The 13,497-nt window shown below is 67.4% G+C and carries 17 protein-coding genes; 9 read left to right on the forward strand and 8 right to left on the reverse strand.

Translation table 11 applies throughout. From position 1 onward, the window contains the following. Positions 1 to 27 precede the first annotated feature (27 nt). Positions 28 to 684, forward strand: coding sequence for a glutathione S-transferase (locus FHY06_RS12330; protein WP_184605328.1), 657 nt, complete (start codon positions 28 to 30; stop codon positions 682 to 684). Here FHY06_RS12330 and FHY06_RS12335 read toward each other — a convergent pair. Further along, positions 681 to 1,583, reverse strand: coding sequence for a LysR family transcriptional regulator (locus FHY06_RS12335; RefSeq protein ID WP_019654954.1), 903 nt, complete (start codon positions 1,581 to 1,583; stop codon positions 681 to 683). The two genes, FHY06_RS12330 and FHY06_RS12335, sit on opposite strands and share 4 nt — an antisense overlap. 147 nt (positions 1,584 to 1,730) lie before the next feature. Here FHY06_RS12335 and FHY06_RS12340 point away from each other — a divergent pair, with 147 nt between their 5' ends. Beyond that, positions 1,731 to 3,071, forward strand: a complete 1,341-nt coding sequence (locus tag FHY06_RS12340; RefSeq protein WP_184605329.1) for an MFS transporter — start codon at positions 1,731 to 1,733, stop codon at positions 3,069 to 3,071. Between the two features lie 37 nt (positions 3,072 to 3,108). After that, complete coding sequence (locus tag FHY06_RS12345; protein WP_132755385.1) at positions 3,109 to 4,212, forward strand: M14 family metallopeptidase; 1,104 nt, start codon at positions 3,109 to 3,111, stop codon at positions 4,210 to 4,212. Positions 4,213 to 4,319: 107 nt separating this feature from the next. Here the strand turns inward: FHY06_RS12345 and FHY06_RS12350 are convergent, their stop codons facing one another. From FHY06_RS12350 to FHY06_RS12360, 3 genes are all read right to left on the reverse strand, one after another. Then, on the reverse strand, positions 4,320 to 5,117 hold the full coding sequence (locus FHY06_RS12350) for an enoyl-CoA hydratase/isomerase family protein (RefSeq protein WP_184605330.1): 798 nt from the start codon (positions 5,115 to 5,117) through the stop codon (positions 4,320 to 4,322). 40 nt (positions 5,118 to 5,157) lie between these two features. Continuing rightward, positions 5,158 to 5,580 (reverse strand): hypothetical protein, encoded by a 423-nt coding sequence (locus FHY06_RS12355; protein WP_019654950.1) that lies wholly within the window; start codon positions 5,578 to 5,580, stop codon positions 5,158 to 5,160. Positions 5,581 to 5,655: 75 nt separating this feature from the next. After that, entirely contained in the window at positions 5,656 to 5,928 is a 273-nt protein-coding gene (locus FHY06_RS12360; RefSeq protein WP_019654949.1) for a DUF2164 domain-containing protein, read from the reverse strand. A gap of 93 nt (positions 5,929 to 6,021) precedes the next feature. Between FHY06_RS12360 and FHY06_RS12365 the strand changes: the two genes are divergently transcribed. From FHY06_RS12365 to FHY06_RS12375, 3 genes are all read left to right on the forward strand, one after another. Further along, positions 6,022 to 7,209 carry a YncE family protein gene (locus FHY06_RS12365; protein ID WP_184605331.1) on the forward strand — a complete coding sequence of 396 codons (1,188 nt, stop codon included), beginning with the start codon at positions 6,022 to 6,024 and terminating at the stop codon, positions 7,207 to 7,209. A gap of 96 nt (positions 7,210 to 7,305) precedes the next feature. Beyond that, the gene (locus FHY06_RS12370) at positions 7,306 to 8,784 is read left to right on the forward strand and encodes a PPC domain-containing protein (RefSeq protein WP_145760659.1); all 1,479 of its coding nucleotides are present in this window, start codon (positions 7,306 to 7,308) and stop codon (positions 8,782 to 8,784) included. Positions 8,785 to 8,810: 26 nt separating this feature from the next. Then, entirely contained in the window at positions 8,811 to 9,023 is a 213-nt protein-coding gene (locus FHY06_RS12375) for a hypothetical protein (RefSeq protein ID WP_145760660.1), read from the forward strand. Positions 9,024 to 9,072: 49 nt separating this feature from the next. Here the strand turns inward: FHY06_RS12375 and FHY06_RS12380 are convergent, their stop codons facing one another. The 3 genes from FHY06_RS12380 to FHY06_RS12390 all read right to left on the reverse strand — a co-directional run bounded on the left by FHY06_RS12380 (position 9,073) and on the right by FHY06_RS12390 (position 11,312). Next, the gene (locus FHY06_RS12380) at positions 9,073 to 9,981 is read right to left on the reverse strand and encodes a DUF808 domain-containing protein (RefSeq protein ID WP_019654946.1); all 909 of its coding nucleotides are present in this window, start codon (positions 9,979 to 9,981) and stop codon (positions 9,073 to 9,075) included. Positions 9,982 to 10,085: 104 nt separating this feature from the next. Beyond that, complete coding sequence (locus FHY06_RS12385; protein ID WP_184605332.1) at positions 10,086 to 10,778, reverse strand: PepSY-associated TM helix domain-containing protein; 693 nt, start codon at positions 10,776 to 10,778, stop codon at positions 10,086 to 10,088. A gap of 15 nt (positions 10,779 to 10,793) precedes the next feature. Then, on the reverse strand, positions 10,794 to 11,312 hold the full coding sequence (locus FHY06_RS12390; RefSeq protein ID WP_019654944.1) for a GNAT family N-acetyltransferase: 519 nt from the start codon (positions 11,310 to 11,312) through the stop codon (positions 10,794 to 10,796). Between the two features lie 86 nt (positions 11,313 to 11,398). Between FHY06_RS12390 and FHY06_RS12395 the strand changes: the two genes are divergently transcribed. From FHY06_RS12395 to FHY06_RS12405, 3 genes are read left to right on the forward strand one after another with little or no spacing between them, the layout of a single operon-like run. Then, a complete protein-coding gene (locus FHY06_RS12395; protein ID WP_019654943.1) occupies positions 11,399 to 11,548 on the forward strand; it encodes a hypothetical protein in 150 nt (49 codons plus the stop codon). Further along, positions 11,548 to 11,835, forward strand: coding sequence for a VF530 family protein (locus FHY06_RS12400; protein ID WP_184605333.1), 288 nt, complete (start codon positions 11,548 to 11,550; stop codon positions 11,833 to 11,835). Before FHY06_RS12395 ends, FHY06_RS12400 begins: the two co-directional genes overlap by 1 nt. After that, positions 11,832 to 12,119, forward strand: a complete 288-nt coding sequence (locus FHY06_RS12405) for a 2Fe-2S iron-sulfur cluster-binding protein (RefSeq protein ID WP_126186027.1) — start codon at positions 11,832 to 11,834, stop codon at positions 12,117 to 12,119. The genes FHY06_RS12400 and FHY06_RS12405 overlap by 4 nt, the downstream gene beginning before the upstream one ends. A 15-nt stretch (positions 12,120 to 12,134) precedes the next feature. Here the strand turns inward: FHY06_RS12405 and FHY06_RS12410 are convergent, their stop codons facing one another. After that, entirely contained in the window at positions 12,135 to 13,436 is a 1,302-nt protein-coding gene (locus tag FHY06_RS12410) for an MFS transporter (RefSeq protein ID WP_207902275.1), read from the reverse strand. Positions 13,437 to 13,497 lie beyond the last annotated feature (61 nt).

The raw sequence follows: 13,497 nt of genomic DNA on the forward strand, positions 1-13,497 counted from the left end.
ATCCCCAGCTCCGCCCCTCAGAACCGAATGCCTTTCGCCCTGCCCGTTCTCTACTCGTTCCGTCGCTGCCCCTATGCAATGCGGGCGCGCCTCGCGCTGGTCGCCGCAGGGCAGCGCTGCGAGCTGCGCGAGGTGGTGCTTCGGAACAAGCCGGCCGAGATGCTCGCGGCCTCGCCCAAGGGCACGGTGCCGGTGTTGATCGCGCAAGACGAATCGGTGCTGGAGCAGAGCCTCGACGTGATGCTGTGGGCCCTGCGCCGCGGCGACCCGCTGCGCTGGCTGCAGCCCGGCACGGGCACCCTGCAGGACATGCTCGCGCTGGTAGCGAGGTGCGACGACGAGTTCAAGTCCCAGCTCGACCGTTACAAGTATCCCGAGCGCCACGCGGACGGCGGCGAGACCGCACGCGAGCGCGGCTCCGCCTTCCTGCGCGACCTCGAAGCCAGGCTGAGCGCATCGCCGCAACTGGCCGCCTCGCACGCGACGCTGGCCGATGCCGCCGTCATGCCCTTCGTGCGTCAGTTCGCGATGGTCGATCAGGCATGGTTCGACTCGCAGCCCTGGCCGCGCCTGCAGGCTTGGCTGTCGAGCTGGATCGCCTGCGAGCTCTTCGAGCGCGCCATGCACAAGTACGAGCCCTGGAAGCCGGGTGAGGCCGGCGTCGACTTTCCTCCGCCGCGCTAGCCAGCCATCGCCGCCGCCGAGGCCCGCTGGATGCATTCGACGAAATGCTGCGCGGCCGGCGTCAGCAGCTGTCCGCGCCGCTTGATGACGCAGACGTTCAGCACAGGCAGCTCTTCCTCTATCTCGACGCGGCGGATGCCGTGGCGCTTGAAGGTCAGCGTGGCCAGCGGCTCGACGAACAGGCCGACCAGGTCCATCTGCCCGACCAGCGCCAGCGCCACCGTGACCGACTGCCCCTGGATCACCCGCGCCGGCGGCGGCAGCCCCAGCGGCAGCAAGGGCGACACGGCCTCGCGGCCGCTGAAGTGGTCGTCACCCGGAAGAATCCATTCGGCCTTGTAGAGCTCGCGGATCGAGCGGCTGCCGCGCAGCGGATGGCGCTCGCGCATGCCCACCACCAGCTTCACCGGGAAGAGCTCCATCGCCTCGAATTGCGGGTCGAGCCGCCCCGGCACCACGTGCGCCACCGCGAAATCGAGCGAGCCCTCGCGCAGGCGCGCCAGCATCCAGGGCAGCACGGTCTCGCTGAACTGCACGTCGACGGCCGGCAGGCGCGCATGGAAGTCCTTGAAGGCCGCCGGCAGCACCGTGAGCGCGAAGGAGGTGCTGACGGCCAGCGCCACCTTGCCGGTCAGCCCGTCGCGGATCTGCGCGATCTCGTCGCGGGCGCGCTGCATGTCGGCCAGCAGCAGCCGGGCGCGCGGCGCGAAGGCCTTGCCGAACTCGGTGAGCTGCACGCCCTTGACGCTGCGCTCCACCAGTGGCGCGCCGACCTCGCGCTCCAGCTCGCGCACGATCTTGGTGACGGCCGGCTGCGATATGCCCAGCACGCGCGCGGCGGCGCGGATGCTCAACTGCTCGACCACGGCCACGAAGGCATGCAGCTGGTTGGGTTTCATGAAAACCAAAAGTTATCTTCGACGCCCAATTATTGTCTTTTCATGACAGCGGCGAATCTCTAGCATCCGGCGCGGCCAGGCCCGCAGACCTTCGACCGATACCCGCGAAGACCCATTCCAAAAAAGCCAATCCACCACTGGAGACACATGAGCACCCCAAGCAACCGGCCCGCGCCCTCCTCGTCCCCCTCCTCCCCCGCGCGCCGCCGCCAGACCATCGTGGCCACCACCATCGGCAACGGGCTGGAATTCTTCGACTTCACCGTCTACGGCTTCCTGGCGCTCGTGATCGGCAAGCTGTTCTTCCCCACGTTCAGTTCCTACGGCCAGCTGCTGCTGACGGTGGCCAGCTTCGGCGTCGGCTTCATCATGCGGCCGCTGGGCGGCATCGTCATCGGCGCGTATGCCGACCGCGCGGGCCGCAAGAAGGCCATGACGCTCACCATCTTCCTGATGGCGCTGGGCTGCGCCATGATCGCCTTCACGCCCACCTACGCGTCGATCGGCGTCGCGGCGCCCATCGTCATCGTGCTGGCGCGGCTCATCCAGGGCTTCTCGGCCGGCGGCGAAGTGGGCGCATCGACCACGCTGCTGGTGGAGCACGCCACCCCGGCCAACCGCGGCTACATGGCGAGCTGGCAGTTCGCGAGCCAGGGCCTGGGCGTGATGCTCGGAGCCGTCGTGGTGGGCCTCCTGACCTTCACGCTGTCGGCCGAATCGATGCAGAGCTGGGGCTGGCGCATTCCCTTCGTCATCGGCATGCTGATCGCGCCCGTGGGCATGTACATCCGCCGCCACCTGGAGGAATCGCTGCAGCTCTCGCCCCAGGAGGCCGCCGCGCCGCGCGAGAGCAGCCTGAAGATCGTCTGCACGCGGCACGGCAGGACGGTGCTCGCGGCGATTCTTTCGCTGGTCGGCGGCACCACGGCTGCGTACGTCGTGACCTTCTACATGCCGACCTACGCCGTGCGCGAACTCGGCTTCACGCCATCGGTGGCGCTCTTCGGCGCGGCGCTCACCGGCCTGATCTCGTTCGCCTTCGCACCCTTCGTCGGCAAGCTGTCGGACGTGGTGGGCCGCAAGACGCTGATCGTCTGGAGCCGCGTCGCGCTGGCGCTGCTGATCTACCCCGGCTTCCTGTGGCTCAATGCCTCGCCGACGCCCACGGTGCTGTTCGTGGTGCTCGGCGTGTTCAGCTTCGGGCTGGTGGTGCAGACGGTGCCGGGCATCACGATGCTGCCCGAGATGTTCCCGAAGGCGGTGCGCGCCAGCGGCATGTCGCTGGTCTACAGCGTGGGCGTGGCCCTCTTCGGCGGCTTCGCGCCCTTCATCAGCACCTGGCTGCTCAACGCCACGGGCAGCAAGCTCGCGCCGGCGTGGTACCTGGTGGCGATGACGGTGGTCTCGCTGCTGGGCCTGCTCTGGCTGCGCGACCATACGGGCCGCGACATCGACGCCGCCGGCGCCCACGCGAACGCAAACGCCTGACGGCCTTCATCATTCCAAGCACAGGAGTTCCCACCCCATGCAAGCACAACCCACTGCCGCCACGCGGTTCTTCTCGGGCACCTACGTCGAGGCCCGCGCCAAGTTCCTCGAGGCCGCCGCGCAGCGCGGCGCCGCCGTCGAGTCGTTCGTGATGGAGGCTCACAAGGGCGCGCTCGGCGAAGAGCTGGCCACCGACGTCGCGCTGGTCGGCGCCATCGACGCGAAGAAAGTGCTGCTCGTGAGCTCCGGCACGCACGGCCCCGAAGGCTTCTGCGGCTCGGGCACGCAGATCGCCACGCTCAACGACGCGGACCTGCTCTCGCGGCTGGAGCAGGCCGGCGTCTCGCTGCTGCTGGTGCACGCGATCAACCCGCACGGCTTCTCGCACCTGCATCGCACGAACGAAGACAACATCGACCTGAACCGCAACCACATCGACTTCAATGCGCCGCTTCCGGTGAACGCCGAGTACGCCGAGGTCGAGCCCCTGGTGCTGCCAGCCACCTGGCCGCCGACGCCCGCAGACGAGGCGGCCGTGGCCGCATACGTGGCGAAGCACGGCATGCGCGCCTTCCGCGCCGCCGTGACGCGCGGCCAGTACACCTCGCCCGACGGCCTGTTCTACGGCGGCACCGCGCCTTCGTGGAGCAACGGGACCATCCGCAAGATCCTGCGCAAGTACGCCGCCTCGGCCACGCACCTGGGCTGGATCGACGTGCACACCGGCCTGGGCCCCTACGGCCACGGCGAGAAGATCTACCCCGGTCGCAACACCCCCGAAGACCTGGCGCGCGCCCACGCATGGTGGGGCGCCGACGTGTTCGCCCCCTTCGCAGGCGACTCCGCCTCGGCCGATGTATCAGGCCCTGTGATCTCCACCGCGTACGACGAGTGCCCGAACGCGAAGATCGCGCCCATGGGCCTGGAGTTCGGCACCCTGCCCGACGGCGAGGTGCTGGACCGCCTGCGCGCCGACACCTGGCTGCGCCGCCATCCCGAGGCCCCCGAGGCGCAGAAGCGTGAGATCCGCACGCGGCTGCGCGACGCCTTCTACTGCGACAACGACGAGTGGAAGGGAATGATCCTGGGGCAGACGCGCGTGGTGCTGCTGCAGACGCTGCAGGGGTTGAAGGCGAGCTGACCTCCAGCCTTCGCGCGCCTTCGTGTCGCTTCTCCACCCCCTTTCAGGGGGCGACACCTGCGGCCCGGCAATGCCGGTTCCCCGGTGTCTCGCGAAAAATCGAAACCTCAGCCGAAGTTCGGCGCCCGCTTCTCGCGCAGTGAAGCGACACCCTCGCGCACGTCCGCTCCCGCGAAGCCCATGAATTCGAGCGCCAGGGAGGCATCGAAGGTCGGGCCGGCCTGGCGCAGCCAGTTGTTCAGCGCGTACTTGGTGAGGCGGATGGCGCTCTGGCTGCCGGCTGCGAGGCGGTCGGCCACCTCGAAGGCGCGCGGCAGCAGGTCGGCCTCTTCCACCGCGAGCGACACGAGGCCGATGCGCTCTGCCTCCTCGCCGCTCACCGGCTCGCACAGCAGCAGGTGGTACTTGGCCTTGGCCATGCCGCACAGAAGCGGCCAGACGATGGCCGCGTGGTCGCCGGCCGCCACGCCCAGGCGGGTGTGGCCATCGACGATCTTCGCGTTCTTCGCGGCGATGGAGATGTCGGCCAGCAGCCCGGCCACCAGGCCCGCGCCCACCGCGGGGCCGTGCATCGCGCTCACGATCGGCTTGTCGCAGTTGACGATGTTGTAGACCAGGTCTCTCGCCTCGCGCCACACGCGCTGGCGCACCGCGTCGTCGGTGGTCATGTCCTGCACCATGCCCAGGTCGCCGCCGCCCGAGAAGCCCAGCCCCTCGCCGCGCAGCACGGCGCAGCGCACGCTGTCGTCGGCGGACACGTCGCGCCATATCTCGGCGAGTTCGCGGTGGCCGTCATGGCCCGCCGTGGGCAGCTTGCCGTTGGCTGCCAGCATGCGGATGTCGAGCACCGCGCCGTTCGCGCCGCGGCGCTCGATGGCGAGGGTCTTGTAGCGGGCGTAGTCCATGGCGGATGTCTCTTTCGTTGGTCTTCCGTCTTCCGGGTGTCTATTTCCTGGCGGCCACTTCGCGGCAGCGCTGCACGTTCGCGTCGAAGCGCGAGGCAAGCCCGGGCTCGCACTCCTCGGACGGCGCGAGCCTGCACATGCCGACCACAGCGTAGTCCATCACGGCCGCGGTGCACATCGAGTAAGCAGCAAGCTCGGGATTTGCCTTGCTCTTGAAGCCCCAGCGCTCCGAGAACGCCACCGTGCGGACCATTGCGCCGTGGAAGAAGCTGCGGTCCTTCGCGGCGATGGCGGCCTCCATGCGGGGCAGCTCCTCGTTGAGGTAGCCGACCGAGTCGAGCGGAAAGCCGGAAGGGTCCTGCTGCGCGGTGGCGAGGGAGGCGGCGAGCACGAGCGGCAGGGCCGAAAGGGTGCGCAGAACCAGGGAAGCTGCGCGGTGTCGGGAAGTGCGGTGGAAGGGCATGGCCCCGAATTCTGCAACGTTTTGAAGCATTTCTGAACCCGCCGCGATGCGCGGGCACCACGCCCGAAGGCTTCGTCAGCGGCCCTTCTTCTGCCTGTCGAACTTGCGCCAGTACTGGAACTCGTCCTCGTGCACCTCGAGGTCGATCTCGGAGATGCGCGCCTGCAGCCGCTCCTGCACCTCGGCCACCGCCCGGTTGTAGACCAGCGGCCCGATCTCCTCCAGAAAGAAGCCGAGCAGCGCACCGGCAGCGACGTTGCCGATGGGCTCGTCCATGTTCTCGCGGAAGTAGCGCTCGATGGAGGTGATGGCCTGCTGGCGGGCTTCTTTCGGGATCTCGATGGTCATGGGCTTTTCGGGCGGTTGGATCGGTCGGCCGATTGTGCCGCCCGCCTCCTTCGCTACCATGCGCCGTCACAACAACACATACCGGAGACACCCATGAAGTTGCGTTCCACCGCGCTCGGGGCCCTTGCCCTCGCGTTCCTCGCTGGCTGCACGAACCTCACCCCCACCGTGCCCCAACGCCAGCTGATGCTGGTGGCCAACGACGAAAAGCAGTCGTGGAACGACGCCGGCGCGGTGATCCTCGGCCCGATGGGCCGCGACACGTTGCAGGTTCTGGACATCGGCACCGATCCGCTCGCGCCCAAGGTGCTCGGCACGCTGCAGCTGGACAACACCATCGCCGGCCCGCCGACCAACCTCGCGATCACGCCCGGCGAGACGCTGGCGCTGGTCGCCAACTCGCTCAACGTGGTCGAGGAGAACGGCGCACGCAAGCAGGTGCCGGACAACCGGCTCTTCGTGATCGACCTGACCACCACGCCGCCCAAGCTGCTCGACACAGTGCAGGTGGGCAAGCAGCCTTCGGGCCTTTCGATCAACCGCGCAGGCGATCTCGCCCTGGTGGCCAACCGCGCCGACAACTCGGTGAGCGTGCTGCGCATCGCGGGCAAGAAGGTCACGCTCGTCGAAACGGTGGCCATGGGCGACTCGGTGGCGCATGTGCGCTTCACGCCCGACGGCAGGCGCGCGCTCGCGGCCAAGTTCCCGAGCCACAAGATCGCGCTGCTGGACGTGAACGGCGAGAAGGTCAGCTACAACAAGGTCGACCTCGCCGCCGGCCTGTGGCCCTACAACGTCGACGTGACGCCCGACGGCAAGCTCGCGCTCACCGCCGACAACGGCAACTCGGGCGCTTCCGACGGCCAGGTCGACACGGTCAGCGTGATCGACATGGAAGCGGCGCCGCCGCGCGTGGTCGACAAGGTGGTCGTCGGCGACGGCCCCGAGGGCCTGGCCGTGAGTCCGACCGGCAAGCATGCGGTGGCCGTGATCCTGCGCGGCAGCAACGCGGCGAAGAACGCCTACTTCTACAACCGCAACGGCTCGGTGGTGCTGCTGAAGATCGACGGCAAGAAGGTCACGCGTGCCAACGAGGTGGTGGTGCGCGGACTGCCCGAGGGCGCGGTGTGGAGCGCCGATGGGAAGTTCCTGTACGTGGGCAACTTCATCGACAAGGATGTCACGATCCTGCGGCTGGATGGGGATACGCTGGTACCGACGGGGAAGTCCCTTTCGCTGCAGGGCCACCCGGCAGCCATGCGCGGCGCCACGACACACTAACGAGACGAGATCGGGGCTGTCGCACACGAATGAATCGGCTTTTCTTCGAGCCGTTGATCGAAGACTAAAAAATCGAAAGATAGGAAGAGGGAATTCATGTTGTTAGCTTCGTATACGCGCTTTTTGAAAGCGCTGAGCAGCGCTTTGTTTCTTGGAATCGCGGCTTCCGCTCCCGCAGGGCCTCTCGGCAATCCAATCGCGGTTAATACCAGCACGGCTGGAACGCAGGAACTCTCGGGCCAGTTCTCTCTGGCCGCGGGCAGGAATGGGGAGAAGCTTGTGATGTGGCGCGACTCGCCCACGAATACGGCCTATGTTCAGCGGATCAGTTCCTCGGGCGCACTTTCCCCCGTCAAGTTTCCCGTGCCACGAGGAAATTGCATCGCGACAGATCGCGTTGGAAACTTCGCTGTCATTGGCAGTCTTGCGGAAATCACACTCTATGACCGAAACGGAAATCCCCGGGCAAATACCTTCCGTCCGAATCCAGGCTCTGAAGGCGGATGCATCAGCGTCGACTTCGATGGAAATCTCTCCGCTTTCTACTCTGTCTCTTCCGGCAACAGCCGTTGGCTCGCTTTGAGAAGATTCAATATCTCTGGTGCGCCACTGGGCGGCGAGGTACAGGTCACTCCCCCATCTACGGCTGTAGTGGTTGCAAATAGCATTGCTTCCGATGCGTCGGGAAACATTACCGTCGCATGGACGATCGACAACCCCGCGACTGCAGGCGACATTTGGATGCAGCGCTTCAACAATGCAGGCGCACCTCTCATCAGTGCAACACCGGTAGTCACAGCCCCTTCCACGCAGGACGGCGCCTCGCTTGCAATGAACCCGAACGGCAACTTCTTGATCGCGTGGAATTCGTACGAGATTAACAATCTACAGAACGCGTACGTTCAACGATACAACTCGGCGGGGGCCGCCTTAGGAACTCCCATCCGCATTACGAAAGTCGCGTCTTCGGTCTTTTCACTGCTGAACGTGAGCATGATGGAAGATGGCAGTTTCTTCGCCGTCTGGAATATCGACAACCCGACACCAGGCACATGGCCCCTCGTCGTAGCGCAGCAATTCGCCAGCGATGGAACGCCGATCGGCAACGAATTCCAAGTCGATCTGCCGGGCGTCGCGGGGCGCTATGCCAACATCGCGAGCGACCTCGTCGGCAATTTCACGGTTGCCTGGAATGCCTACGACCCTGTGTCCGGTTTCGATGTGAAAGTCCGTTCATACAAGATCGACACTCAACCGGCAATCACGACGCTCAGTAACGGCCAACCAACCCAAGGCGTCACCGGCACGACAGGAAGCTGGAAATACTTCAAGATCACCGTCCCCCCCGGCGCGACACAAATGAATGTCAGCATGGCCGGGCCTTCCGGAGGAGATGGGGACATGTACATCCGCTTCGGGGGACTGCCCAGTGCGACAGCTTGGGACATTCGCCCGTATGTGAATGGCAGTAACGAAGTGGCAAATATCAACAACCCGCCGCCTGGCGATTTCTACATCGCCATCTACGGATATGCCGCCTATTCGGGAGTCAGCCTGAACGTGAGCTACTACTGACACGTCGTCGGTACACTTCCGCTCCCATGACACGACCATCTCGACAACTCCGCACCCTCGAGCGCGGCATCCTCTGCCTCGTGATCGGCGCCGCCGTCCTGCTGGGGCCGCGCTTCCTGCAGGGCACGCGCTGGTTCGAGATGGTGGCGGGGGCCTATCTGGTGGGCTGGTTCGCGCTGGTGCTGGGGGTGGTGCTGATCGTGGTCGAGCTGTTGAAGCTCGGCAGGAAGCGCCAGTAAAAAGAAAACCCGCCTCGTGGCGGGTTTCGTCCATCGAAGCGGCGGCGCCTCAGTGCTTCTTGCCGCGCATCTTGCCGACCAGTTCCACGACCGCCAGCACGATCGCGCCGGCCACGAGGCCCACGCCGGCGTTCACGCCCATCGAACCCAGCGTGCCGAACACGCCGCCCGTGGCCTTGGCCCAGTCTTCGACCGCGTGGCCCAGTGCCGGCACGCCGTGCACGAGGATGCCGCCGCCCACGAGGAACATCGCGGCCGTGCCGGCTACCGACAGCGCCTTCATGAGCCACGGCGCCGCAGCCAGGATGCCGCGGCCCAGGGCCTGCGCGCCCGCGCTCGCGCGCTGGCTCAGGTAGAGGCCCGCGTCGTCGAGCTTCACGATGCCGGCCACCAGGCCGTAGACACCGATGGTCATGATCAGCGCGATGCCCACCAGCACGGTCAGTTGCGTGGTGAAGGGCTGGCCCTGCACGGTGCCCAGCGTGATGGCGATGATCTCGGCCGAGAGGATGAAGTCGGTGCGCACCGCGCCCTTGATCTTGTCCTTTTCCATCGCGACCACGTCGACCGAGGCTTCGGCCATGGCCTTCTCGTGGCGCTGCGTGTCGGTGTCGTGTTCGTCCTTGTGCAGGAACTTGTGCGCCAGCTTCTCGGCGCCTTCGAAGCAGAGGAATGCACCGCCGATCATCAGCAGCGGCGTCACCAGCCAGGGCAGCCAGGTGCCGATGGCCAGCGCGGCAGGCACGAGGATGGCCTTGTTGACGAAGGAGCCCTTGCACACGGCCCAAACCACCGGAATCTCGCGGTCGGCCTTGACGCCGGTGACCTGCTGCGCGTTGAGCGCGAGGTCGTCGCCGAGGACGCCGGCCGTCTTCTTGGCGGCCACCTTGGTGAGGACCGATACGTCGTCGAGAACGGTGGCGATGTCGTCGAGCAGCAGGAGCAGGCTGGAGGCCATGGGCAGATTGGGGCTGTAAGGGAAGCGGCGAGCTTATCCGCAGCCGTGTCGCGCCCCGGCAATACCCGTACGCAGGCGCCGCGGAGAAAAGGCGCCGCAGCCCCTCAGAGCGCGCTCAGCGCAATGGCCAGCACGGCCGCCAGCGAGGCGCCGAACAGCGCGAGGCCGACGCGGCGGCGCCGGTGCGTGAGCATCCACAGCACCACGCCCGAGATCGACAGGAAGATCAGGCTTCCGGCCAGCGTGTCGACCAGGAGGATCCACGCCAGCGGCATGCCGCCGCCCTTGTGCATGTTGGTGAGCGTGGCGACGAAGCCGTTGCGCGTGGTGGTCACGCCCACCGAGCGGTTGCCCTGCCAGTACTCGGCTTGCACGATCTCGTCGGGCCCGCCGAAGTTGAAGATCCAGTGCGCCGGCTGGGTGAGCGCGGGCGCACCCTTGTCGCTCTTGTCGGCCCAGGCCACAGGCTTGGCGGGCTCGATGCGGCTGGAGTTCGGCGGGCCGCTCATGCGCAGCGCCTCCTGCAGCCATCGGCTCATGGCCTCGGGCGTCTGCGGCACCGGGTCGGGCAGCGCAAGCTGGGCGCGGGTGCGTTCCTGGGCCTGCGGCAGCTTCAGCACGTTGCGGTGGTTGAGCCAGATGCCGCTGAAGCCGAACAGCAGCCCCAGCACCGCGCCCCAGAGGCCGAACCAGCCATGGGTGCGGCGTATCCACTGCACGGCGGCGGTGCGGCGCTGGTGCGAACGCACGCGCGCGGCGTGGCCGAGGGAAGAAGAACTGCTGCCGGCGGCGTCCATGATGGCCTCGCCCGATCAGGCCACGCTGCGCTTGAGGCGGATTTCCTCGATGCGCACGGTGCCGATGGCGGTGGTCTTGGCGGTCTTCATCTCGCGCTTGAAGCCTGCGAGCTCGTGGAAGCGCATGGCGCGATCGTTGCGGATCGGCACCCAGATGGTGACCGTGGTGCAGCCCTCGTCCTCCAGGCCTTCGCGGGCAGCGTCCCACAGGGCCACGCCGGCGCCCTTGCCCCAGTGCTCGGGCTTGACGTAGATGGCCCAGATCTCGCCGGTGGTCGGCGGGGTCTTGGGGTCGCGCGAGCGGTCGAAGCCAACGAAGCCGACGATCTCGCTGCCCTGCACCACCACGTGCACCTGGGGTTCGCCGTACTCGATGGCCTCGCGCCACTTGGCTTCGCGCGTGGCAGGAGCCAGGGCGCGCAGTTCATCCTCGGGCAGGATGCCCTCGTAGGCGGCCTTGACGGAGAGTGCGTGGATTTCTGCGACGGCCTTGGCGTCGCGCAGGGTCGCGGGGCGAACTTCGTAATCTGACATGAATGCGGGAAATCGAATGGAACCGCGTATTGTCGCCGCACCGCTAAACTGCACGCCGCATTGCCGCAACAACCGGAGAAATCGACATGGCCAAGGGTCAGCAACGCAGCAACAAGGAAGCGAAGAAACCGAAGAAGGACTCCTCGCCGCCCAAGCCGGTGAACACCGGCGGCTTCGAACCGGTACGCACCGTCACCACCGAGGTCATCCCCCGCGGCAAGCTCAAGAACAAGTGATGAGCGAAGCGCCGGCGCCCGCCGCCCCCAGACCCCAGCCGCGCAACCCGCTGCACGGGGTCACGCTGGAGGCCATCGTCACGGCGCTGGCGGGCCACTACGGGTGGCCGAGGCTGAGCGAGCTCGTTCCCATCCGCTGCTTCACGCTCGACCCGAGCGTGGGCTCCAGCCTCAAGTTCCTTCGCAAGACGCCGTGGGCGCGCGAGAAGGTCGAAAGCCTTTATCTCTTCATGCTGCGCGAGCAACGCCGCGAGCAGCAGCATCAGCAACCGCAGCGACAGCCATGAAGGTCCGGATCGAGCCTTCGGGCCTCGACTTCGAGACCGACGCCGAAACCACCCTGCTGAAGGCCGCCGAGGCCGCCGGCATCGAACTGCCGAGCTCGTGCCGCAACGGCACCTGCCGCACCTGCATCTGCCTGCGGCGTGCGGGCGAAACCCGCCACATCATCGAATGGCCCGGCCTGAGCGCCGAGGAAAAGGCCGAGGGCTGGATCCTGCCCTGCGTGGCGCAGGCGCTGGGCGACGTCACGCTCGAGGTACCCGGCGCACGCGCCCTCTTCGCCGACTGAGCAGCCCTGGCCGGCTCAGGCCGGCGGCCTGACCGAAGGCGCCGCCACCACCAGCCGGTCGCGCTGCGCGAGCGACGGGAACAGCTTGAACCAGGTCAGCGCGACCAGCATCGTGCCCACGCCGCCCACCACCACCGAACCGACCGGCCCCAGCAGCGCAGCCGTGGCGCCCGACTCGAACTCGCCGAGCTGGTTGCTCGCGCCGATGAAGATCGAGTTCACCGCGCTCACCCGCCCGCGCATGGCGTCAGGCGTTTCGAGCTGCACCAGCGTCTGGCGGATCACCACGTTGACCATGTCGGCGCCGCCCGAGACCGCCAGCGCGATCAGCGAGACGACGAAGCTCTTCGAGATGCCGAACACCACCATGCACAGCCCGAACACCGCGATCGCCAGCAGCAGCGTGCGCCCCACGTGGCGCTCCACCGGCCGCCGCGTGAGCGCGATGGACATCACCAGCGCACCCACCGCAGGCGCGCTGCGCAGCAGGCCCAGGCCCCAGGGGCCGGTGTGCAGGATGTCCTTGGCGTAGATCGGCAGAAGCGCCACCGCGCCGCCCAGCAGCACCGCGAACAGGTCGAGCGACACGGCGCCGAGCACCGGCTTGCGCTTCCAGATGAAATCGACGCCCGCGAACACCGTCGCCAGGGTCACCGGCTCGCGCGCGGCCGGCGTGTAGGCGTAGCGAAGCCGCAGCACCAGCGCGCAGGCGACGGCGAAGAACACCACGCTGGCGCCGTACACCACCGCCATGCCCGCCACGAACAGCAGGCCACCGAGGGCCGGCCCGCCGATGATTGCCCCCTGCATGCCCGCCGAGCTGAAGGCCATCGCGCGCGACAGCATGGTCGGCGGCACCAGCAGCGGCGTCAGCGCCTGCTGCGCCGGCATCTGGAAGGCACGCACCGCGCCCAGCACCAGCGACAGCCCCAGCAGCAGGCCGCGCGTGTCGTGCTTCTCCAGCACAGCCAGCAGCAGCACCAGCGCCACCAGCCCCTGCACCGCGAAACAGGCCGCCACGATGCGCCCGCGATGGTGGCGGTCGACGATGTGGCCGGCCAGCAGCGCCAGCACCAGCGCGGGCACGAACTGGTAGAGGCCGACCAGCCCCAGGTCCCACGCGCTGCCGGTGAGCTCGTACATGTGCCAGCCGATGGCCACCAGCAGCATCTGCGAGGCGGCCGTGCCGAAGAGGCGCGCCGTCCACATCTGCATGAAGGGGCGTTCGCGCGTCAGGTCGGAGAAGCTCGGGGGAGAAGCCGCCTGGACGTCGGGAGAGGAAGAGGAGGAGACGGAAGCGGGGGCGGGGCCGGACATCCGCCCGAGGATAGCCGAGCCCGCATGAGCAGGGCGTGAGCCCGGGCAAGCCTCGCCCGGG

The sequence above is a fragment of the Variovorax atrisoli genome (genome assembly GCF_014195185.1).
Lineage (GTDB): Bacteria > Pseudomonadota > Gammaproteobacteria > Burkholderiales > Burkholderiaceae_C > Variovorax > Variovorax atrisoli.